This window comes from Roseimicrobium sp. ORNL1, from assembly GCF_011044495.1.
GTDB lineage: Bacteria > Verrucomicrobiota > Verrucomicrobiia > Verrucomicrobiales > Verrucomicrobiaceae > Roseimicrobium.
On sequence record NZ_CP049143.1, the window covers coordinates 2726843 to 2751476 of the forward strand.

General features: G+C 60.4%; 10 protein-coding genes. 7 read left to right on the forward strand and 3 right to left on the reverse strand.

What is annotated here, in order from left to right; translation table 11 throughout:
- Nucleotides 1–1058: 1058 nt before the first annotated feature.
- The 5 genes from G5S37_RS11125 (at nucleotide 1059) to G5S37_RS11145 (ending at nucleotide 12748) form a co-directional block, all read left to right on the forward strand.
- Nucleotides 1059–3110: an IPT/TIG domain-containing protein gene (locus G5S37_RS11125; RefSeq protein WP_206026392.1), complete on the forward strand. Its 2052-nt coding sequence runs from the start codon at nucleotides 1059–1061 to the stop codon at nucleotides 3108–3110.
- 13 nt (nucleotides 3111–3123) lie between these two features.
- Nucleotides 3124–4584, forward strand: coding sequence for a S8 family serine peptidase (locus G5S37_RS11130; protein ID WP_165203718.1), 1461 nt, complete (start codon nucleotides 3124–3126; stop codon nucleotides 4582–4584).
- Complete coding sequence (locus G5S37_RS11135; RefSeq protein WP_165203719.1) at nucleotides 4584–4802, forward strand: hypothetical protein; 219 nt, start codon at nucleotides 4584–4586, stop codon at nucleotides 4800–4802. Before G5S37_RS11130 ends, G5S37_RS11135 begins: the two co-directional genes overlap by 1 nt.
- Before the next feature lie 75 nt (nucleotides 4803–4877).
- Complete coding sequence (locus tag G5S37_RS32275) at nucleotides 4878–10586, forward strand: hypothetical protein (RefSeq protein WP_206026393.1); 5709 nt, start codon at nucleotides 4878–4880, stop codon at nucleotides 10584–10586.
- Nucleotides 10587–10726: 140 nt separating this feature from the next.
- Complete coding sequence (locus G5S37_RS11145) at nucleotides 10727–12748, forward strand: hypothetical protein (protein ID WP_165203721.1); 2022 nt, start codon at nucleotides 10727–10729, stop codon at nucleotides 12746–12748.
- Nucleotides 12749–13068: 320 nt separating this feature from the next.
- Here the strand turns inward: G5S37_RS11145 and G5S37_RS11150 are convergent, their stop codons facing one another.
- The gene (locus tag G5S37_RS11150; protein ID WP_165203723.1) at nucleotides 13069–14367 is read right to left on the reverse strand and encodes a right-handed parallel beta-helix repeat-containing protein; all 1299 of its coding nucleotides are present in this window, start codon (nucleotides 14365–14367) and stop codon (nucleotides 13069–13071) included.
- A gap of 653 nt (nucleotides 14368–15020) precedes the next feature.
- Between G5S37_RS11150 and G5S37_RS11155 the strand changes: the two genes are divergently transcribed.
- Nucleotides 15021–15710, forward strand: coding sequence for a DUF1080 domain-containing protein (locus G5S37_RS11155; protein WP_165203725.1), 690 nt, complete (start codon nucleotides 15021–15023; stop codon nucleotides 15708–15710).
- A gap of 238 nt (nucleotides 15711–15948) precedes the next feature.
- Here G5S37_RS11155 and G5S37_RS11160 read toward each other — a convergent pair whose 3' ends face one another.
- Nucleotides 15949–21840 (reverse strand): right-handed parallel beta-helix repeat-containing protein, encoded by a 5892-nt coding sequence (locus G5S37_RS11160; RefSeq protein ID WP_206026394.1) that lies wholly within the window; start codon nucleotides 21838–21840, stop codon nucleotides 15949–15951.
- A gap of 771 nt (nucleotides 21841–22611) precedes the next feature.
- On the reverse strand, nucleotides 22612–23994 hold the full coding sequence (locus G5S37_RS11165) for a hypothetical protein (RefSeq protein ID WP_165203729.1): 1383 nt from the start codon (nucleotides 23992–23994) through the stop codon (nucleotides 22612–22614).
- Between the two features lie 235 nt (nucleotides 23995–24229).
- On the opposite strand from G5S37_RS11165, the gene G5S37_RS11170 reads away from it, so the two are divergent.
- Entirely contained in the window at nucleotides 24230–24487 is a 258-nt protein-coding gene (locus G5S37_RS11170) for a hypothetical protein (protein ID WP_165203731.1), read from the forward strand.
- Nucleotides 24488–24634 lie beyond the last annotated feature (147 nt).

Below are 24634 nucleotides of genomic sequence, written 5' to 3' on the forward strand. Positions count from 1 at the left end.
CATGATGGGGCTTTTTATACCACGGCATGATTAGATTTGAGCGGTGGTTGGGTGCGATTGCAGGTATTGCCATTTGTGGTCAGGTCCTGGCTGGTGACGAGAGGCCATCCTCGGGCTACGCAGAGAGGACACCCTCAGCGAAGCAACTCCAGCAGGCTGACTTGCTCATAAAAGACGCGGTGGAACAACTCGATCGGGTGGAAAAGTACCTTGAGGAATGGGGGCATGCGTCCGCCAGCGAATTCCTTTTGATCCCAGAGGAGCCAGTCGTTCGGGACCGTCCGGATGAGGGAATCTTTGGGTTTAACCCAGGGGAGACAGGTAGTCGATACACCACCTTTGAGAACAACATCCGGCAGAAAGTTCAGGGCGGAGCCATGCTTTCTGACGCCAGATCACTGGGCATTCAATTCAGTGGCGGCATTGGCGTGGATAAGTTGAACGCGCCGGGCCAGCTTCTTCAGCAGCGCAAGCAGGAGTTCAATTTGGACCGGTTGCAGGCGGGGCGGAAGGTGGAGGATATCAACAGTGAGATCCGCCTCTTGAGGGCGCAAAAGCTCCTGGAGCAGGAGAAGGCAATGGTGTTGCCCCTGCCTGGCACTGCGCCAGCTGAAGGAGAGGGAGAAGGTGAAGGTGAAACCGCCGCCGCTACTACTCCTGCTACGTCCGCTGCTACAACCGGAGAAGCGAAAGATGGCCAGACACCCCAGAAGCCCGATGTCGCCGATTCGGGTATGTCATTGAACCCACTCTTTGAAACTGGCACAGACAACGGAGCGACCCAAGGTACCATAACCGGAGTGCCGGATCCCAGGTATGCGCCCACGGGGGCAGACGGCAAGTTGGAGCCCAGGGAGTTGACTGCTTGGGAAAAACGGAGTGCTTTGAATAATCCCTTTGTAGTTGACGCGGATGGGAAGCCAGCGGCGACTGGTTTCAGCAAGCCCCTGGCAAATCTCAGCCTGCTACCCGGTGGATCCGCAACACCCAAGGATGCCGACGGGAACACACTCGAGAGCAAGCCCTTTGGTGGGATGCAGTTGTCTGAATCAGATGTAGTGAAGATCGCGGCTTCCACTGCCGTCACGGAAAATTTGCTTAAATTCCTGGCGAACCCGGGATTCCTGCCGGCCAACCGTCGTGTGTTTCTTGGTGTGACCAACGTGGATGTAGCTCCTGGATGGCGCACGCGAGAGGACTACATTTGCGAAGTGCAGGTGAGGCCGGAATACGCAGGCGGTCCTCCGGATACTGGTAAGCATAGTCAGCCCATGGTTTTTGGCGTTTTCCCAGTAGTAGAAGCACAGACGATGGATCTCGGATACAGTGCGAGGCGGCAGTTTGAGCTGCTCATGGATCTGGCCGCCAAGTATGGCGCCGCTGGTCAGACGGCGGCAGGGGACCTCCTTGTGCGATACATGAAGCGCATCGAGCAAGATATAGCCACTCGTTCCCCGCTTCCCACCCTTATTCCCAGCTCGGACGGGACGCAGGTGACATTCCGATTTGATCCTACCATTCAGGCTCTGGCAAATCCAGCAAGCATGAGAACCAAGCCCGGTCGGATCCTGCATGCGAGAAGCGTTCCGGCGCTGGTCCTTTTGGTCTGTGAACCAGAGGAACTTGAAAAGTTCAAGGGCATTAAATTGAAAACATCCACCCGCTGGATCCGTGTTGAATATCCACACTATCTCAAACGTATCTGGACTCCTATCTGGTACGGACACCTGAAAGGCGAACGCTCAAGCGCGGTGGATATCTTGGCGCAGGTTCGCAGACTGGACAACGTCTTTGGCACCGCCGTTTCCATAGCTGCCATTTTTGGCGGCAGAATGCCAGAAGACCTAAAGCTGAGTCTGGATGTCGTGAAATCTAGATATGGCGCGATTGAGACTTTGCTGACGGGCAGCACAAAAACTCAAACCATTCCCAAGCCCGTTCACGTCATTTCGAACGCGGTCCTTACTGCTGAGAGCGCGGGCGGCGGCACTGCGGCAGTGACTGCATATAAACTGAAAATATTTGGAAAAAACCTTAAATATGCGTGTGAAGACATCTCTGTTGCGGTGGATGGGGTGCCTTATTCTGTGGAAAGTGCCGGCGATGGCGTGATCGAGGCCAGGGTCGGGAGCAAGGAGGCAGCCGCTGTGCTGGCCACGATGACCAACGCCAATCTAAGCGTGCAGATCCATGGGCTCAAAATCGAGAAGATTGTGAATTTCTCCACCCATGCGAGGGACACTATCAAACCCGAGCAACTTGCAGTGAGCAAGGTCAGTCCCAAGGAGGGCTTCCTTTATGCCAAGACGATTCTCACCATTGAAGGGGATGGCTTCACCGATGTCTCTGGAGCTGCCACGGTGAAGCACGTGACGGTGGGGGGCCGCGCCTGCACCATTCTGCTCACCACCCCGAAGGCCCTCATCGTGGAAGTCCCGCCATGGGCTGGCTTTGCAGGTAAGAATACCGTCGCCGCTGCAGAGGGGCCGCCGGAGCTGTCACTGCTATCCATGGCGGCCACGCGTCTCAGTGCTGCCATCAAGGCTGGACTTGAAGGGGATGCGGTTTCTCCAGGCGCAAAAGCAAAGTTGGAAGCTTCCGAGAAGGAAATAACGCAACTGCTGCTCGTCTTTGGAGCGCCTAGTCTCGCCGAGTATCGGCCATATGCCATAAATCTCCAGGGCTTCGCCGTTAATTGCCTGCCAGCCACACGCGCAGTACTGAACGAGAATGAGCCTCTGGTGGCGCATTGGATTGCGGTTTTGGACCGCCTCTCGCAACGTGATATTTTAATCGAAGGCGACGTGGTGGTCGCAACGTCTCAAAGTGTTGTGGCGAATGAGGCCCACAAAGTCAAGTTTCGTCCCAGATCACCGCTAGACGCCGCAACCGTCGCCCAAGCCGCCAAGGAACCTGCTGAGGAAAAGAAACCGACCGGCGCGGAGCGTCTCGCCGCAGGGCTCACGGAGTCCCTGGGGAACATGTCCCTGACCAAGGCGCAGATTGAAATCGGCGTCCCGGCGCCAAAGGCCACAGGTACATCTTCTGCAGCCACCGTGAATGCCGCAGGTGGCCCAGGCAAAGCCGGAACAGATGCCCAACCCAAATAACCCTTCCTAAGTCATGGCCAGATCAAACAAGTCAGACGGCAGTCCCAACGCCAAGCGCCCCCTGAAACCGGGTTTCCTGGTCATCTTTGAGCAGGGGGCCAAGCCAGCTACCGTGCTGCGCGCTGCCACCAAGTCCTTCGCCAAGATGCCCGCCGCACAGGAGGACAAGGACACGGGAGTCCAATGCATCCGCAAGCGCACGGCGAGCTCAGCCGCCCAGTTGGTGTATCCTGAGTTCCAGATCGCAGCTGTGGATCTCAGCAAGGTGGACGCAGACAGTCTGGGGAAACATTCCGATGTGCTTGCGGTGGTGGAAAATGAGCCCCGGAGCATCCTCGGAAACTTCCATCCGGAAGATTTCCCCATGCAACCATTGGGAGATCCGGATCGCAGGGATTGGCCGTGGGATGATCCCGGGCCCCGAGTCTGGCCATGGGGCGAGGTGGATCGCAGAAAGTGGCCCTGGAGCACCATGCCGTCCGCCGATGGCGGCTACGTCCGGGGCTGGAGGGATGCGATGATTGCCTTCCATGAGTTTTACTCTCAGAACGGTGCGGCCTTCGCCTTGGGTGGCAAAGGTTCCGGAGATATGGTGGGGGATTCCGCGGGGCTCTGCGCACCACTCCGGCTGCTGGGAATGCCGGAGCGGGGAAGCAAGTGGACCGGCAAGGGCGTCCGCGTAGCGGTGCTCGACTCGGGGGTGGACATGCGCCATCCAGATCTGCAACAGGCGCTGAGCCCTAAATTGGTGGAGAATTTCGTCCAGCCAGGAACGCCTGTGGTGGATCGCATCGGCCATGGGACCCATTGCTGCGGCATCATCGCAGGTGCCGCCGAGCCGAAGGTGGGGCCGCGCTACGGCGTCGCGCCAGATGTGCAATTGCTTGTTGGCAAGGTCATCGGTGATGACGGCATCGGCTACGACTCGGACATCCTTTCAGGCATCCTCTGGGCAGCGACCCAGGGTGCGCGCATCATTTCCCTGAGCCTCGGCAGCCCGCGCAAGACGGGTGAAAACTGGTCCATCGCCTACCAGCGAGTGGCCGAGTACCTCGCCTACAAGAAGCAGGATGTGCTCCTGGTGGCCGCGGCGGGAAACTCGAGCAACCGCAGTTCAGGAATGGTCCTGCCGCTTTCCAATCCTGCGGCTTGTCCATCCTTCATGGCTGTGGCCGCTTGCGACAACTCTGGCACCGTGGCTGACTTTAGTTCTGGGCAAACGGATGAAGTCGGCCTCGTCGACATGTCAGCTCCTGGCGTCGGGATCAAATCTTCCGTCCCGGGTAAGAAACTGTATGGTAGGATGACCGGTACCAGTTGTGCGGCGCCGCACGTGGCGGGCGTGGCGGCCCTCTATCTTCAGAAGTATCAGGACTACACCTCGTTGGACCTATGGGATCACATGGAGCGCAGCGCAAGACCGCGCGGCAGCACCGCGGACCTCGGGAGGGGAGTGGTGACGGTGCCGAGTTGATGCGCGTCATCATTACTCTCGCTGCTGCTGCGGATGTTGCAGGCGTTCGCGAGGCGCTGATTGAGGCTGGATTCCGGCCCCACTCGGGCAAGATGTCCCTGGAAGCCGCTGGTCTCCTCGCAGGCGCCTGCGAGAGGAAGGACTTCGCAAGGCTAAGCCGGTTGAAAGGCGTGGCAGCAGTGGAGGAGGACGGGACAGTGGGGCCACTGGCAGAGTGAAGCTGGTGCTTTGCCCTCTGCTGGTCCGCACTTTTTCTGTTTTCTCCCGTCACATCACCCGTTAGGCTGCGTGTTATGCGCATCTTCCGGCGTGGATGGATCTCCACAAGACGGCTCATGGTTCTGGCGGCATGGGTGTTGGTATCACTGGCATTTCTGGCTCCCGAAGGACACCTGTCTGCACAGACCTCACCGGCAGCAGATCAAGAATGGAGCGTGCGGGATTCCCAGGGCTTCCGCTCGCGCAATCTCTCGCTCGGTTCCCTGTTTCAGATCCGCCTCGACGGCCGCTCCTTGAGCCCGACCTGGAGCTCGGACCGCCAATCTTCCTCCTCCTCATCATCCAGCCAGAAGTCGGGCAGCAACAGCGGCAGCAACAACAACGACACGGAGCGGAAGCCCATCGACACGAAGGTCGAGTTCCAGGCAGAGTACCCGGTGAAGCCCGTGAGCGTGGTGCGCTACATGCGCCTGGACCCGAAGCGCCGCGCGGTGCGCATTCTGGATGTCTTCACGAATTCCGAGTCGCAGGAGCGCTCCTTCCGCATCGACTACCAGACCTATCTCAGCGAGCGCGGCGGCACGCGCTTCGGTGGGGTGCTGAATCAGGCCGGCGAATCCCGCGAGTACGGCAATGGCGTGCCGGATGACACCGTCACCGCGCTCATCTTTGCCGAGCGGCAGGACAGTACCGCGCTGCCGCTCTTTGTCTGGGGGCAGTCCGGCGCGCGCTGGCCGGTGAGCGTGCAGGACATCAGCTCCAATGTCTCCCTCAGCTATGAGGGCACCATCCCTGCGAATGGCAAAATCGCCCTGCTGCACTGGGTGGCCGTCGCCGGTCAGGATAAGAGTGTGAAGATCGAGCGCACCAGCGACCTCTTCTGGAAGGATGGCCGCCTCATCGACCCCATGGTGCCTCCGGACATCGCGCCGCTCGTGGTGAACTTCACGCCGGAATCGCTCAAGGCCTCTGCCCCCACCGCAGAGACCACCTCCGCCCTGGCATCCGGACGTCTCATCCACCTGGAGGAGCTGTGCGGTAAGCTTTCCGTTTCGCGCGGTGCGAAGGACCTGCTCTGGATGGGCAAGGATGAACAGTTCAGCGGCACCCTGACCGGCTCCGCCGTGCAGTTGAGAAAGAGCGGTGGTGGCAGCGGGAATGACAAGGATGATAGTGCCATCGAGATACCGCTGGCAGACATCGCCGGCATCCGTGGTGGTGGCGGGCGTGGCCGGGAGCACCGCGTGTACCTGCGGAATGGCGCCGTGCTCACCGGGCGCGCCTCCCTGAAGGATTGCCGCCTTACGGGTGAACTGGGAGAGCTCACGCTGGATGCGGATGCGCTCGAGCTGCTGCTCATGCGCGTGACTTCGGCGGATGGCAAGGTGCCGCCCGGCGCTGTGGCCTTTGCCGAGCTGCGGAATGGCGCGCTGCACTGGCTCGGAGTTCTGGAAGGCGCTAATTGGGGCCCTGAGGTGCAGCTCGTCACCGTGTTCGGCAGCCTGTCCCTTTACACGAATGAAATCTGGTCCCTGGAGCGCCGGGCCGAGCCGCCCTTCAATCTCATCACTGTCCTGGCCGATGGCAGCCGCATCCACGGCGTCGCACGGCAGCCGGCGCTGGCACTTCAAGTGCTGGGTGCGGACGGGAGCGTTGTCCCCACCCAGGTGCGCACCGCCGAGCTCGTCCGCTTCGGCGCGACAGAACTCCTCGCCCGGCAAATGGCCCTGCCAGATTCCAATGCCGGCGCTGGTGACAAGGGTACTGCCAATGCCACGGACAAGGACAAAGCCAAGACCGAGCCGCCCCCACGCTACTGCTGGCTGCGGGATGGCTCCCTGCTCGTGGGCACCATCGCCAGCCCCGCCCTGAGCCTGCGCACTGGGGGAAATGAAGTGGAACTCAAGACGGAGGACATCCTGCGCATGAGCTTCGATGCTGCCAATGGCAACGTCGCCAACATCGAACTGCGCTCCGGTGCGAAGATGCAGGGCGAACTCGTGAGCGAGTCCGTGGAGTGGCAGCTCGGCTCACGCAAAATCACGCTCCCCGTGGGCTGGCTCCAGGAAGTGATGCGGAAGGACCCGCCTGCGGAATCTTCCTCCCGTAAGCCCGGAGAGAACGATCCGCTGGCCTTGCCTAAGGGTGTTGCAAAGGAGGACCTCATCGAAATGAAAGTGGAGTATCCCGAGGTCATTTCGGACGGAACTCTGCGTGTCAAGGGCACCCTCGACCTTCCACGCCTGGATCTGTGCGATGCGGAAAGCGTAAAGAAGCGCCTCACATTTCTGGTGCCGAAAGGAACGACCAATGTTGCCTTGAAGAAACCTGTCCTTGTATCCACGGATCCCCGTTGGGGTGTGTATACCGATCCCACCGATGGCAGCGCAAAGAACGCCTTCCGCGAAGGTGTGACGCTCATCGGGGGGCTCCAGTGGGTACAGATCGACCTGGGGGAGAGGCACCATATCTGGAAAGTGCTGCTCTGGCACGACCATCGCATGTCCGTGGTATTTCATGATGTGGTCGTCCAGGTTTCGGATGACCCGGATTTCAAGAAGGAGGTGAAGACCATTTTCAACAATGATCACGACAACTCCTCAGGACTTGGAGCGGGGCCGGATACAGCCTATGTGGAGACCAACTACGGCTGGCTCATGGATGGCGCCGGCGCGCAGGGGCGCTATATCCGCTTCTACAGCCAGGGAAATTCGTACAACGAGGGTAACGAATTTCAGGAAGCCATGGTCTTCGGCACGCCGGTGGATGCGCCGAAGGTGAGGCCCAGTGCTGCGACGAGCAGGACGAGCGAGCCTAACGTCGTTCCACCTGGGTTCGAGTCCGCAGACATGGAGTGGACGTGGATGAGTTACAAAAACGTTCCGCAGCTTGTTCCCAAGCCCATCTCCCCGGAGAAGTTTCCCCACCTGCGGCGACTTTCCCAGCACGGCCCGAAGGACACGATTTCCATCGCGGTCATGCATCCCAAGGGAGCCACGGTCGTCTCGCATGGCAAGAAGGTGACTGGTTCCGCCAAGCCTTCCAATCGCAGCGAGTTTTCGGCGTTCGTGGATAACATCACGGACAGCAAGTCTTACATCGAGCTTCCCAAAGGGCAGCAGTGGTTGCAGATCGACCTCGGCGCGCAGCACTACATCTGGCAGCTCGTCCTGTGGCTGTATCCCCAGGAGTACATTGCTGCGGCGGATGTGATTGTGCAGGTGAGCGATGACAAGGATTTCACCCGGGATGTCACCACGATTTTCAACAGCGATCATGACGACTCCTCTGGCATGGGGCGGGGGTCTGACACTGCCTTTTTGGATGTCATCTGCGGCAGGATTTTGGGCTGCAGCGGCGTGAAGGCGCGCTATCTGCGCTTCTACACCAATGGAAGCTCGGACGGGGAGGTGAACCGTTTCACGGAAGCCATGGTCTTTGGCACGCCGGTGGATGGCGCTGCGCCTGTGGCCGCATCCGCGCCCGCGCCGAAAGCCGCGTCAGTGCAGCCGGACTCTGGTGATGGCACCAGAATCATGACTCCGGAATATCCGAAGCCTGAGCTGGCCGCCTTCAGCGCACCGTTCAATGTGGACCCCAAGATCTTCCCGCATTTTCAGAAGCCCGACGCCGAGGCCATCAAGGCGCGGCTGTCCTTCAAGGTTCCCGCAAAGGCCTCCATGGTCTCCGTGAAGAAGCCGGTGACGTGCTCGGTGCCGTCCATCAAGCCCGAGGAACTCTCGCGGGTGACCAACCGCACCGCGGAATTATCCGACATGCTGGAGCTGCCCGGTGGGCTGCAGTGGGTGCAGATCGACCTCGGTGCCATGCATCAGATCTTCAAGATACTGGCCTGGCACCGGTTCGACTACGACCGGCGGGTGTATCATGATGTCGTGGTGCAGGTCAGCTCCGACCCGGATTTCAAGAAGGAGGTCCTCACGCTCTTCAACAACGACCATGATGACTCCGCGAAACTGGGGAAGGGGAGCGACCCCGCCTATCTGGAGACGAACCACGGCCTGTTGATCGAGGGCCACGGCATCTTCGCCCGCTATGTGCGCCTCTACAGCCGTGGAAATTCGGAGGAGGACAAGAATCACTACTCCGAAGTGCTGGTGGCCGGACTGAAGGTCGAGGAACAAATGAAGCCGGCTGTGGTTTCCGCACCCGCTGCGCAGTCATTATCTCCTGCTCCTGCTCCTGCTCCTGCTCCTGCTCCTGCTCCTGCTCCTGCTCCTGCTCCTGCTCCTGCTCCTGTGGCACCTGCGTCACAGAGTCCCTCCACCGAGCTCTACCCAACTCCTCCCAAACCCGGCGCTCTCACCGCGGAAGAAGCGGCGAAGAAAGCCGCCACTCCCAACAATCCCCTGGCCATCCCCAAGGGCATGAGCCGCGAGCAACTCGTGGAATTGATACCCAGCTATCCGAAGGCAATGTTCATCGGCACGCCTGTGCCCACCGGTGAGATCCCAAATCTCGAAAAGGTAGACCCGGAAGCAGCCCGGAAGCGGATGACGTTCCTCGTTCCCAAAGGTGCCACCGAAGTCGCGAAGGGAAAAAAGGTGACCTCCTCTGACCCGCGTCCCCTCATCGGCACCCTCGACCTCGTGACGGATGGCGATGCGGATGGCGCGGACGGCTGCTACGTGGAGCTGGCTCCCGGCCTCCAGTGGGTGCAGATCGATCTCGGTGCCAGCCATCAGATCTGGAAGGTGCTGCTGTGGCACTTCCACAAGCAGGCTTCGGCATACTTTGATGTGATCGTGCAGGTGAGTGATGACCCCAAGTTCGAGAAGGGCGTGCAGACCATCTTCAACAATGACCACGACAACTCCGCCAAGCTCGGCAAGGGACCAGACCCCGTCTATGTGGGAACGTTCCACGGCAGACTCATCGACGGCTCCGGTTCCAAGGGACGCTACATCCGATTCTACAGCAACGGAAACACCGCCAATGAGATGAATCACTACATCGAGGCCCAGGTGTACGGCACGCCGCTGAAGTCCTCCACCAGTGCTGCCGCCGCCCCCGCCACCCCGGTGCCCTCTCCGGACCCCGTGCCGACGCCCAAACCTCCAGCGACGACGGCGCCAACAACAACTACGGTCGCGGACGCAAAACCCACACCCAACGATCCACTCGCCCTGCCCAAGGGTTTTTCACAGGATCAACTGGAGGAAGTGAAGCCCACGTATCCCAAGCCCATGTACGTCGGCATCGGATTCACGCATGAAGACGGCATCCCCAATTTCGAGCTGGCAGACTACGAGAAGCTGAAGAAGTGCCGCACCTTTCTCATCCCGAAGGGCGGCTCGCTGGTGAGCCGCGGAGCCACTGTCACCTCATCAGATCCTGCGCCCGTGGCAGGCGAGTTGTCCTTCATCACGGATGGCAATGCAGATGGTGTGGAGGGGACTGATGTGCAGCTCGCTTCCGGCCTCCAGTGGGTGCAGATCGATCTCGGTGCCAGCCATCAGATCTGGAAGGTGCTGCTCTGGCACTACCACCGGCACATGGCCGTCTTCTATGACGTGGTCGTGCAGGTGAGTGACGATTCCAAGTTCGAGAAGGGCGTGCAGACCCTCTTCAACAATGATCACGACAACTCCTCCCACCTCGGCGCGGGACCGGACCCCAATTACGTCGAGACCAGCAACGGCCGGCTCATCGACGGCTGCAACGCGAAGGGGCGCTATCTCAGATTCTACAGCAACGGAGGCAAGGGCCACGATGTCAATCACTACCTGGAAATCAGCGTGTACGGCACCCCTTCCACCTAGTCCTGCTCTTGCTCCTGCTCATTCTCTTCCACCAATTTTCAGCCATGATCACCACCCGCATCCACCACCGCGGATCTCCACGCAGCCGCTTCTCATCACCACCACGGCTGCTGCTATCATTGTCGCTGACATTGTTATTCATGACCCTCGCGACCACGCTGCTCATTCCCTCATTCACCTCCGCGCAGCAGGGGATTCAGGTGCTGCAGGGCGGCTTCATCCCCGCGTCTCCCCAGATGAAGCGGGACAAGGCGGGCAATGATTGGTACGTCGAGCAGAACGGCCAGATCTCCCGCAACAGCAGCGGCAACTCCATCCTCAGCGGAGCGATGATGCTCATGATCGGCAACGATCAATTCTACTGCAACCAGGCCATGGGCTCGCCGGATGGGAAGGACCTCATGCTCCAGGGCAGCCAGCCCATGATGGGCGCGATCCAGGTCACGCGGCACATCCGTTTCCTGGAGAAGGAAGGCGGCCTGCGCTACCTGGAGGTCTTCACCAATCCCACTGCGCGGGACATCTCGATGAATGTGGAACTGCGGCAGAACTTCAGCAGTCAGGTGAAATCCATCCTCACGGATCGCGCGCGGGAGAGCACCGGCATCCTGGAGAAGACTGAAACCGGCGTGGCCGTGGTGCCCGGCTCCGCGGGGACGAATGCGTGGCTCTTCACCTACTGCTCACCGCAGAGCCTGGTGAAGCCGCGCATCTCCGCGCAGAACCAGCGCTACCAGATGTCCGCCTTTTTCAACATCACCGTGCCCGCGGGCAAGTCCACCGCCTTCATGCACACCGTCACGCAGAGCCGTCTCAGCGTGCGGCCGGATGCCAGTGATCTGGAGAAGGCCTTCAAGCCCTTCGCCCTCGTGCGCCATCTGCGTGATCTGCCGAAGGGCACCGCGCCCATCCTCGTGAATCTGCGCGGCGGTGGCGGAGGTGCGCTGGACTTGGCCTCGTGGTTCCCGGAGGAGTTGCTCGGCATCAAGCGCGAGGCCGTCGATGTGTTGGCCATGGGAGAGGGGACTCGCCTGCGCGGTCGCGCCACTTGCGCGCGGCTTTCGCTCACGCATCGCAATGGCAAGGCGGAGATTCCCTGGGCCCAGGTGGCCGCCATCGCTGGCGCCCGGCATGAAGGCGGGCAGCGCGTTTACCTTGCGGATGGACAAATCTTGCGCGGCACCCTGGAGGCGGAGGAACTCAAGTTCATCCTCGGCAGTGGCCTGCAGATGGACATGAAGATCGCCGCGCTGGATCGCCTCGTGCTCGCGCAACAGGGCGCGCCCACCCAATGGCCCTCCGGCGTGGCGGCGCTCTTGGAAACGTGGAATGGCGAGCGCTGGGCCCTGCGTGATGCGGGCGCCACCACCTTCAAGCTCTCCACCGCCTGGGGCCAGCGCGAGGTGAAGCTCGCGGACCTCGTGGGCATTTCCTCACCCTCGGAGGAGGGCGCCACGCCCCTCGCTGCTTTCCGCGATGGCTCACGCCTCCGTGTGTGGACCGGCTCGCAGGACAGTGTGGAGTTCACCTCCACGCTACTGGGGAAACAAACCATCCTCGGCACGCAGCTGCGCGCCCTCGTCGTCGCCACCGCTCCCACGAGCACTTCCAGCAGCAGCGGTGAAGAGACCTTCGACGAAGATGCCGGGCCCATGGTTCCTTTCGCCGACCTCCCCGCGGATCAGCGTCTCGTCGCCCCGGTGGCGGATGCGGTGCTGCACGCCGTGACCACCGGCGGCGTGGTGCCCATCGATCCCGCCGGCATCAAGGAGATGCGCAACGTCACCGAGGACATCGCGCAGACCGGTGCGGATGATTCGCCGTGGTTCCAGATCGAGCTCTGGGGCGGTGGCTCCGTGCTCGGCCAGCTGCGCGAGAGTTCCGTGCGCTTCCGCGCGCCTGATGGCGAATGGACCGTGCCCACGCAGGAAATCCTGCGCATCGCCAATCCCGTGCCGAAGATCGCCGAAGCCACCATCAGCCGTGTCGGCCAGCTCATCCGCGACCTCGGTCACCAGGACTGGAAAGTCCGCGAAAAAGCCACCGGCGAACTCCGCCTCCTCGGCGAACTCGCCAAGCCCTCCCTCCAGGAAGCTCTCAAGCAATCCGAAGACCCCGAAGTGAAGCGTCGTCTGGAGACCGTGCTGGGTGAGATGGAGTGAACCGGTGCGACGGTAAGCGGTAAGCGGTGCGACGGTGGGGCCCAGGGTGTGCTGGCTGGGTTCGCGAGGGTCACCTGCATTCGTTGAAATCGCAAAGCAGCAAAGGTTATTAGTTAGATGTTATGGGTTAAAGGTTACGTAGTGAGCGCGGCATCCGAAGAAGCTTCCCCTAACCCTTAACTCCTAACCAATAACCCCTTTGCTGCTCTGCTGCTTTCGCTGCTTTGCGAAAAACTCCACTGCGCTCAATCACACCTCATCACACCAGACGTCCCTTTCCCCACCGTCCTACCGCTCACCGTCGCACCGCTCACCGGCTGCTACTCCGTCACATTATCCTTCACCACACTCGCCTTCGCGTCGTCCAGCGCGATCCACTTGCTGCCCTTCGGCAGCTTGCGTCCGCAGTCGGTGGCTACGTTGCTGCTCACCACCAGGCCGCGGCAGGGTGCGGTGCTCCACACGGCGGCGGAGGACAGTCCTGAAAAGGTATTCCCCGTGATGCTGCAAAACTCCGCACCCTCCAGCAGCACGCCGGTGCCTTCGTCGATGCTCATGGGAGTCTTGCCTTCCGCCGGGCGCTTGTCCTTGCCATCGCCGATGGAGGTGTTGCAGAAGTTGTTCGCGGAGATCGTGTTCTTTCCCGAGTCCTTGCTCACGCGCACAGAGAACTTGTGCGCAATCGTGAACGTATTCGCACTCACCGCACAGCCGTGTGCATCCTTCAAGTCAATGCCGCCCTCCAGGTGGTGCGCGATGACATTTGAGCTGAGCGTGATGCCATAGCAGTCACGGTCCAGAATCACCGCCGTGCCGTTGCATTCCTCGATCATGTTGCCGCTCACCACCGAGCCGTACGTGTTTTCAATGATGACGCCGTGCCGCAGGTGGTCATCGATGTTGTTGCCATTCATGCAAAGGTTGAAGGAGTCCACGCAGCGCAGTGCATCCAGGTTCTCCTCGAAGTGATTCGCATTCACCACGATGTCATGGCAGTCGAAGATGTGGATGCCCGTGGCCTTGTTGTACGTGAAGATGCTGTCCGCCACGCGTGCATCCTCGAAGCACTGCAGCAGGCTCAGGCCATTGCCGCCATGGTGGTCCACGGACACGCCCTCCAGATAGATTTCCTGCACCTTCTCCGCCACGATGCCGTCGCCGCTCTTCTCCTGGCCCATGATGCGGAAGTCCGCGAGTTGCACACGCCACAGCACTGCATTCTTGTCCGTGTCCAGTGTCGGTGGGCGGATGATAAGTGCAGGCTCGCCCTTCTCATTCTTGTTGATGATGCACGTCGCCGCACCTGCGCCCACGATGCGGGTCTCGGAAGTCTTCACGCGCAGCGGCTGCGTGATTTCGAAGTTCCCCGGCGGCAGCAGCACCACGCCACCACCTTCCGGCACCGCATCAAACGCCTCCTGCAGCGTGGCATACTTCGCCGCATGCACCACCACCGCTCCCGCCTTCGGCGGCAGCACCCCGGCGGATGGCGGCTTCACCACCGGTGCCGGCGTCTGCGCTTGAGCGAGACCGGCGTGAGGAAGCACGCTCATGGTCGCCGTGATGGCAATGGCAACGACGGCAGCACGAAGAAGAACGGGGGAAGCAGCAGCTTGCATCCAAACCGAACGTCCTTTTCGAGTGCCCTGTTGCAGCACACCGCTTACGAGAAGTGACGGGATTCTGTGGAATAGTGATGTGTGATGTGAAGTGCAAAACGAGAAGTGAGGGGAGCGAAATACACACGCACGATACGGAAGCTGTGACGCGCAGCGTCCTTGGATTGCGGCAGCCTGCTGCCGCTTTCCAGAGTCCACAGCCTGCTGTGGCGATGGTAACACTCGCTTACAGGGATCGCATGACCTGAGAGTTTGGCGACTTCGTCGCGGTGGAGCGTGCAGCAGGCTGCATCTTAGGAAAGCGGCAGCAGGCTGCACGCAGTCCAAGGACGCTGCGCGTCACAGCTTCCATATCCTACGCTGACGTTTATGTGTGATGGCGCACTGCCCATCAATTCAGTGTAGTCAGGCCCCAAAGGGCAGCCATGGTCTGGGCGGTGGACGAAGGGGCTTCGCCATTCCCAAACCGAAGCGGAAATCGGAGCCGAAACCCAAACCGAAGCTGATGCAATTCCTTCACCATTCCCTGAAGGTTGCCCCCGCCACCGCGTATGAGCAGATGCCTCATCTGGGCTCATTCCCTGAACACCATGTCGCACCGGACCTCGCCACACTTCACCACATCCCATTCCGCTTCACTTCACTCCACCCATATGAAAACAAGGTTCACCCTGCACACCTACGCCCGCACCCGCTGCCATCTCGCCGCACGATTCTCGTGCCTTCTCACCAGTGCCGCCTTGCTCGCGAGTCTCTCCCCGGTGCGTGCCGATGATAAGCCAGTCGCGGTACCTGTTCCCGCCTCCGCATCATGGAAGCCCGAGCCCGGATACCAGAGTCTCTTCAACGGAAAGGACCTCAGCGGATGGCACTATCAAGGTGAGCCCGACCTCGGTGCGGCCATCCATGCCACGGATGAACGCTACAGCGCGAAAGACGGCGTGCTCGCGGTGAATCCCGAGGACAAGGCCAAGGGGCCGCATCTCCGCCAGCTGTGGACGCTTGCGAACCTCCCCAAGAATTTTATCCTCAAGCTGCAGTTCCGCGCTGCGGTGAATGCAGACAGCGGCATCTTCATCCGCGACATCAAGAATCAACTGCAATGCCGTGACTACCTCGTGGCCGGACCCTTCAAGGACCTGAAGCAGTACAAGGCACAGGACTGGAATGACATCGAGATCACCGTCGCCGGCGGCACCATCCGCGCCACCTGCAATGGCGAAGTCCTGCCTGCGCCCCTGAAGGTGCCGGAGGCCGGTCCTCTCGGTCTCGAGGCCGACCGGAATCTCATGGAGTACCGCCACATCCAGGTCAGGGAATTGCCCGAAGGCGCTTCCTCCTGAAACCGTGGGGTGTGATAGGGTGTAGGTGGGTGTGGTGACCTGGAAGACGTCGGACTTACCTGGAACGGTTCATGCCGCAAGAGTATCCATGTTTGGGCACCCTGAGAACACCCACCATCTCACACGCCGCCCACCAGAGACAATCAAACACAAAAAAGTGGCCGGCGCCATCACAGCGCCGGCCACTTCTCAGTCTTCCAAATCAAAAATCACCAATCAAAAATCATCAATACCGTACTCACGGCACATCCACCGGCACCGTGATAAGAGCGCCGTTCAGCTGGAAGTTCACCGTGGGCGTGGTGCCGTTGAAGTTCAGCGTCTGACCAGCCGGGTTGGGGGAGGGCGTCGCGGTGTTGTCCACGTCACCCTGCACCTGCACCGCGCCGAGCCCGGCCTGCTCAATCACCACGTGGCTGCCTGCCACCGTGTCGGTGATGAGGTTGCCGTTGAAGTTATTCACGGTGAGGTCGCCCGCATTGCTGTTCAGGATCACGAGGCCGTTCGTCGTGGCCCGGTTGATGTAGTTGCCATCCAGCGTGGAGAGCGTGATGCCCGAGCCGGCAGCGCTGTTGTCCGACTGGATACGGATGCCCGAACCCTGGGAGTCGCCGATGGCGTTCCCCGAGATGGCCGCGGTGATGTTGGCAGCGCCACTGGATTGCAGGGTGATCCCGTCGAAATCGGTGTAGTCAATCACATTGCCGGTGACCGTCGCCGCTACAGCGGCGGAGCCAGAGGCAGAGATATTGATGGAGTCCGAGTCGCCGAGGAAATTATTCTGCACCACGATGGTGGAGTCCATGGTCGTGCTCACATTCACACCACCGGGCCAGACGTACCAGGATTGGATCATCGTATTGCCCACCACGTTAAGGTTGTTCACATTCGTGGTCTGGATATAACCCCTTTCGAAGTAGTTCTCCTGCACCGTCAGGTTCAGCGTGCTCCACTCATTGTCCCGCAGGGCGGTAATGCCCGCGGTGAAAAAGCTGTTCTGCGCGAAGGTGGCGTTGATGGTGCCATCGCCCGACTCCACTTGCGCTCCCCCAATGATGTTGCCAGTGAAGGTCGCATTGATCGGGCCGCCGGTGGAGTGGAGGTAGGCGCCGCTGATGTCATTGCCGGTGACGGTGGCATTCACCTCGCCCGGTTGGGAGAAGAAGTTCACCGCGTAGTAGCCAACGCTCGAAATGGTGTTCCCCGTGATGTCCACCGTGATGCCTGTCCCCGAGGAGGTGTTGCCAGCCTGCACGTTCACGCCCATCTCGTTGATGTTGGCGATGTAGTTGTTGCTCACCGTGGCGGTGATGTTCGCCTCGGATTCCGTCACCAGCGAGATGCCGTTGAACATGGCGAGGCTGAAGGCGTTGCCATCGATGGTCAGTCCCACCGTCGCGGAGTCGGATGCCTCCACCAGGAGTGCGTCACCTCCCCAGGATTCAACCTGGTTGCGAGCGATATTTCCTGTGATGCTGCTCATGTCGGTCGCATTCAGGTAGATGCCGTTCCAGCCCGCTTCTTGGATGACGTTTTCCTCAATGATCACTCCCACGGAGTTGTTCATCTTTGTTTGTACGAAGATGGCGTGCATGGAGGGGCTGATGATGGTGTTGCCCGAGATGGTGGCTGTGGCCGGCGTGCCATACCCCTGGTCGTAGGTAAGGCTCACCGCGTTATCCCAGGATTGCTCAATCAGATTTCCCGTCACCTGCACGTTATGCATGTTCTCTCCGATGATTCCCACCTCGTAGAGGTAGTTGCCATCCAGGGTGAAGCTGCCTGGGTAGCTGGGCGGACCGTGGCTGGTGTCCACCCACACCCACGGATTGTTGCGCATCACAATATTCTTGCCGTAGATGGCATTGCCGCTCACCAGCACATGGCTCACTCCATCGCTGAAGCCGGCGTCGAGATTCATCGCATGGTGGCCGATGTTGCTGAGATGGTTGCCGGTGATGTTCAGGTTGAAGACACCGCTGCCATAGTTCAGGAAGTTGATGCCGTGCGAGGTCGTGTTCTCAATCACGTTGTCCGCCACCGTCACCGTCGGGAGTTGGAATGGGTTGGAACCATTGTGCACGATGGTCACGCCGGTGACTGTGCCGCTCATGTAGTTCCCCGAGATGTTTGCCTGCAGGTCGGTGCCCGATACTTCCATGTACACGCCCTCACGTCCCGTATTCACGAAGCTGTTGCCCGTCGCGGTGACGTTCATGCCGCCCCCGTACGCCGCGATGTAGAGCCAGGAGAAGCCGGTGAAGGCATTGTCCTTCACGAGGTTGGTGGAATTGCTCATTTGATTGGCGGCCAGGACGCCGGAGTAGCCGCTGCTGCCGCTGGTTGCGAAGAGATTGCCCTCCACAGTCAGGTTCGTCGCGCTCCAGGCCGTGAGGTAGCTGTTCAGGAAGTGGTTCTGGCGGAAGGTGAGATCCAGGGTGGCATTGTCATCATACCGTTGGAACCAGACCTCCCCGTTGTTGAAATAGTTCCCCTCGAAGGTGGCGTCGATGTGTGCGCCTTCTGGATCTGCAAACGCATGGAAGCCGTAGGTGTGGTCCAGGTAGTTGTTCCCCGTGATGGTCGCGTGGACTGAGCCGCCATTGGCGCCATCCAGGAAGGTGCCGTAGTAGAAGGATCGCTGGATGAGGTTCCCCGTGAGCGTGGCGGTGAGGACTTCTCCCTCGCTGTAGAGGTGAACACCGTGATTCGCAGAGTCCAGGATGGCATTCCCCGAGAGAGTGAGCGTCATGCCCGTGCCTGGTGTGGTGTTTTCCACGCGCGCCTGGATGCCAGTGTTGCCCGCATGGGAAATGTAGTTGTTGCTCACTGTCGCCGTGAGATTTGCCATGTCCCGCGAGAGGAGGGAGATGCCATTCACCCCTGCGTCCACCATGGCGTTGCCATCCAGGGTGACCTGCATGGTTGAGTTATCCAGCGCTTCCACGCGAATGCCGTCCACGGCAGGTGCCTGGATGTTGTTCCCCACGACCGTCGCGGTGATGCCATTCACCCAGGTGTTGGAGTTCACCACGATGCCTGAACTGCCAACATCCTGAATCACATTGTCACTGATGGTGGCCTGCATCACGCCATCCGACTCTGCGCGGACGATGATGCCATGACCGGCTGCGCCGACAATGGCATTGCCACTGATGGTGGCCTCCAGCGGAATGAAGTCCGTGGTCTTGAAGACATCAATGCCCGCGCCCCCGGCATTGCTGATGTAGTTGCCGGAGATCGTGAGCGCGGATCCCGAGTCATGCATGAAGAGGATGCCCGTTTCCGGTGCGTTCTCGATCACATTGCCCGTGACCAGGTAGGTGGCCATGCCGTGACCTTCGATGCCGCCGTTGGAAATGTAGTTGTCCTTCACCGTGATGGTGGCCATGATGGGCAGCATGGAGCTCGGGAAGGCGGCAACCCGGATGATGCTGTCATAGATGCCATTTCCACTCACCAGGACGTCTGATGGGCCGCCCAATGAGGTCACCTGCACGGCATCGCCGCCGGCCCCGCTCACATGATTGCCGGCGATGGTGGCATTCAGGTAGCCATCCCACCCATTCTGGGCGTAGATGCCGTGGGAGGTCGTATTCTGAATCACATTGTCCGTCACCATGGCGGTGATGCCTGCGGCTGGGTCGCCGCTCCAGACCCAGATGGACAGGCCCGTGGCGGTGTTCAGCGCGGCATTGCCGGAAACTGTCGCCGCGATGGAGCCGAGTCCATCCGAATACAGCGAGATGGCATCACCGGTCACATCGGAAATGTAGTTGCCCGTCACCGTGGCCGTCAGGGTGCCATCGTGCGAGGTGAGATTGATGCCGGAGTCCGTGTCTGCTCCGGTAATGGCATTCCCCTGCACCACGACGGTGGCATCATTGGAGGTATGCACATTCAGCGCTGCCAGCCACAGGGGCGTGTTCTGCAGGGCATTGTTGGTCACCGTCATAGACGTGATGTCCGTGGCCTCGATGAAGCCATTGTCGAAGGTGTTGCCCTCCACCGTCACGTCCAGCGAGCCATAGGGCGCGTTTCCGACGGCAGAGATGCCTTCATCCTCGAAGAGATTGCCGGTGAGGGTGATGTCCATCTCCGCATCGGACCCGTTTTCCATGCGCACATGGTAGGCGGCATTGTCGTGGAAGTAGTTGGCATGCAGCGTGACTTCCAGGAGCCCGAACGCGTCCGCATAAATGCCGGCGCCATATACGCCGGAGCCACTGACCGTGTTCCCCTCCACCGTGGCGCGGATGCCGGTGCCCGGCACATTCTGGGTCCGCAGCCACAGGCCACTCAGGCCGGAGTCCGTGATCGCATTCCCCGTGATCTGCGCGTCCAGCATGGCGTCATCAATAGTCTGCACGTTGATGCCGTAGCCGCTTGCGGCGTGCACTGCATTCCCTGAAACCTGCGCCTGCATCTGCGTGAAGATTTCTCCGGTGATCTTGATGCCGTCTCCCGCGGCGCTGTTGATCACGTTATTCTGAATCAGCACATTCGAAGTCGTGACCGTGCTGCCCTTCACCGTGATGCCGGTGCCGACGGGGGAGTTCAGCGTGTTCCCCACGATTTCCACCTGGTCGTAATTCTCCGCCAGGATGGTGCCGCCATTAAACACATAACCGAACACACCGAAGTACGTGCCGCCATTCGGAGCCTGCAAGCCCAGCGGGCCGAGGATGGTGGGGATGTGGCCCGTCATATATGCCGAGGTCCCTCCGGGGATGGCCATGTGGCTGCCGATGTATCTCACACCGCCGCCGCCGGGCACCGTAGCGCCGGTCGTATAATCTACACCGCCCTGCGTATACACATTCCAGATGCGGCTCGTCGCCACTGAATTCGCCACGGCGATGTCCGTGCCCGCCTGGATGGTATCCACCGGCTGCTCCGCGGTGCCCGTGCCCGTGGTGCTGCCTTCGGCAATGCCCGTGGTCGTGGCAGTGCCGTTGTTTACAAAGATCACGTCATCCGCCAGCACGAGCTGCTGCGGTGATTGGGAGACCACCTTCGTCACGCGCTTCACGGAGGTGCTGACATCCGTCTTCTGCTCCGCTTCATTGCCCACCTTGATGGCTGTATTCTGCCTGCGCACCGGCTCCACCAGGCGCTCGGCGAGGTGACGACGACGCGGGGTGAAGGCCGCACCCACACGGTCCCAGAAGCCCTTGCCATCACCCAGGTCACCCATTTCAAAGGGGATTTCCAGGCGCATGCCATACAGCCAGTCGCTGCCCACGAAGCGCTCGTCTTCATACCACGTCGCATTCAGCACCACGGCGGGCACCGGCCGCACTTCCAGCCCGGCCTTCCAACCCTCCACATTCCCCGAGCCGCCGGTCTGCGGGCCAAAGGGCTGGTTATCGAAACTGAAATAACCCCCGATAAGGAACACATCCATCCAGCGGTCCAGTCCCGGCACCAGTACGGAGGCCTGCACATCCCAGCCCTCCATGCCTTCTTCATACAGGCGGAAGAGCTGCTCAATCGTCGTCGTGCTCGTGGTGGTGGTCGTGAGCGTGGTGTACTGCAGGTCCTGCGCGAGTGTATTCCCCACTGCATAGGGCGCGCCCGCGGTCACCTGCTGGCTCGTGCTGCTGCTCGTGGTCTGGTAGCTGTACTTCTGGCGCTGCTCATACGCGAGCTGCTTGTCCGTCAGCGGGACATAGTAGTTCCCGCGAATCTCAAGGTACCGCGTGCCCACTTCCGCGCCCACACCGAGCTGCCAGAACTGGTTGTCGAACTGCGTGTCCAGCATATCCACGAAGACATTCGCGCCGATGTACGCGCCCTCCTCGAAGAAACCCGCTTGGTGGCCGTCGTGCTTTGTCACCGCGCTCACACTCTGCGTGGTGAAGTAATGCCGCCATCCCAGGCCCAGGCTCGCTGCCACCTCGCCCTGCTCACCCCAGGAGCTGTAGGGCTCGATGAAAAGCACATCCCCACTGAGCAGGCCATCCCGCCCCACGGTGCTGATGACTGGTACCACGAGAAACACATTGCCCTCCGTGTAATCCTCCGTCGTCTTCACCCCACCGCCGAAGATGCCCGGCAGGCTCCACTGATCATGAATCGTCACCGCCTTCGCGGACTTCTCACCTGTGAGTGTCTCCGGTCCTGCCATGACACTGAGCATGCCGGAGCAGCACCACAAAAGGGCGACCAACAGCAGTGCGGCAGGGGAGGAAAGGAGATGTCGGATAGTGAACTTCCTGACAGGGGGTATTGTATTTTTCATGGGGGCTTTGGGAGGAAACCGCCGCCGTGATAACGCAAAGCCCGCTATGCGCGCAAATAAATCCGTCGCGCCACGCCAACTTGAATGAAGGTAAACACTTCTCTGAAAATCGGTTCACCAATGGATCCGGCGATTGCTGCAGAGGTGACAAAAGCGTCATCAGACGTTGCATCAATATCGCTGTGATATGTGGCGGGTATAAATGTGGTGCTGAATATGGCTGCGAAACACCTGTGACGCCCTGGCAGGAAACGCGGTGGTTTCAGGCCAGCGGGTGAAGGAGTGGAAACCTGAGGTGCTGTCGCCGGTATTTCTTTGTTTAAGAAAGGACGACTGGAGCACTATGACCGCTCTCGGCTGCACCTACGTGGAAGGCATTCTATAAAAAAGAGGCGCGTCTCGTGATGCGTCCGGCGCCAAACTGGCCAGGAGCTTTCATGAACACGCACTCCAAGGCGCTTCGCGCAAGGTGGTGCGACCCAGAGTCGTGTCCGACCGTGAGAGGTGCTCAAGTCACGAGACCTTTCTAATATGCTTTATCTCTATGCGGGCCTGACACACATGGGCTCGCGGTCTCCTGTTAGCCATTACCCTTCACGAACGAGTGGCCATGCTCTATTCGTGACAGGAGCTTTTTATTCGGAAGCCGCTTCAGGCTTATTTCTTCTTTGCGTCAGCAGGCTTTGCGTTGTTCTTTTGTGGCTGTTGCTGCGGCTGCGGCTGAGACTCGGTTTTTGCCCCTGCCGGTGCTTCTGCCGCCTTTGTTGCACCAGCCGCCTCCTTCTCCACCTTCGTCAGCGCTTCGTGCATGATGACCTCGCGCTCTGCGGGCGTTGCGGTGGTGAGCTTTTCACGATTCCTCCGCATCTCCTCCATGAATTGATGGCGCTGCTCCTCGCTGAGCGCCTCGAAGCGTTGGCGGGAGGCATCCGTCGAAGTCACTGTGCCGGATGCTGGTGCTGGTGCTGGTGCTGGTGCTGGTGCTGGTGCATCCGGCACCGCGTTGGCATCACGAGCCACCGTCGGCTGCGTAGGGGGCAGCGTGGGAAGTGAGGGGAGGGGAGTCCTGCCGGCATTCTCCAGCGCCGGGGCCGGGGCCGGGGCCGGGGCTGGCACGGGCATCGGCATGGGTAGGGTTGGCGAGGAGATGTTGTTGCTGTTGCTACTGGGGTTATTGGCAAGGTTGCGTGCCTCATCAGCCGCTGCGCGTTGCGCGTGCTCCATGACCTGCTTCACCATGGCCTGACGATCCTCGGGACTCGCGTTGGCAAATTCGTTCTGCCGTTCGCGGAGCTCCTGTACGAATCGCGCTCGAGCCGCCGGAGGCAGGGAGGTGAACCCTGTGTGCTCGTCCTTTGGAGGGGCCGCTGCTGCCGGCGTTGGGACGGGAGCGGTGATATTCGCATTCGCATTCGGCGCGGGACTACCGGCTGCCCGTTCTGCGTTTGCGGTCTCCATCTGTACCACACGCTCCAGTATTTCCCTGAAGATGACAGCCTGCTGTTCCGGCGTGGATTTGGAGAGTTCGTCAGAGCGACCCCGCAGCTCAGTCATGTAGCGCTGCCGGCCCGCCTGCGAGAGTGACGCGAGTTTCTGGCGCTCCTCTTCCGTAGGAGGCGTCACCTGGTGGTTTCTGGGTAAACTGGGAATACGCGGCGCCATGCCGCCACGTTTGGCGAGAGTGGCATCACCAACATCGCCACCGGCCGCAGCTCCGGACAATGCCGCGCCAGCGGACCTCATTGCCGCGCGCAGTTGTTGCAGCTCACGCTCCAGCGTCGCCACACGGGCCTCCAGCGAGGCGATGCGCTCTGCGTCTGCATATTGTTGTTGTTGCTTTTGCACTGCATCCGCTTGCGTCGACTGGCCCTCATTCTGGCCTGCTTCGTTTGCCAATGTTGCTGTTGTCGGAGGAGCGAGGGCAGGAGCAGGAACAGACGCAGGAGTTGCAGGCACCGTCGCCTCCTGTGCACGAGACAAGGGCACAGCCAGTACGCCCATGACAAGAAGGCAACTGGACAGACAACGTCGGATCTTCATGCCCACATGCTACGCGCAGATCCACGGCTTTGTAAATCCAAACACCCACTCATCCCTCAGCCCCGTCCACCTCCGCAGCACACACTGCTGCCTCCGTCTCAAATCCCACCCGTCGATGCATCCTTCCATCCAACGCGCAACTGAATGAAAGTGTAGGCTCAAGCCCCTAACTTACTCTTAAGACCAGCGGCCACCTCACGCGCGAAGTTTCAATGTTGTGAAAGCCCTTTACGAAATGCCCGACGAATCACCGCAGGATCTCGCTCACGCGAGGTGGCGGGTGCGTTTTTTCAAGCACCTGGTCGAAGAGCATAGCTGCCACCCCTACCCGCAGCTCAGGGACAGTGTCTGGGCCACTGAAGACGCCAGCTATCGCGATCACCTCGCCCGCGCCGAGGCCACCCTCGCCGAGATGGAGTCTCCCCCTCCCACCAACATCATGCTCTTCCCCGGCGCCCCCACTCAGCAGTACTCGGAAAGCAAGGACCCGTGAGCGGTGTGACGGTGTGACGGTGAGCGGTGAGCGGTGCGATGGTGGAGTCAGTAGTCAGTAGTCAGGACTGGCGAACGTGCGTTGCAGAGAGGCGCCCGAAAGAAAGTAGCTACGGCTTCAGCCGTACGTGCCTGTGGGGTGCCAGGC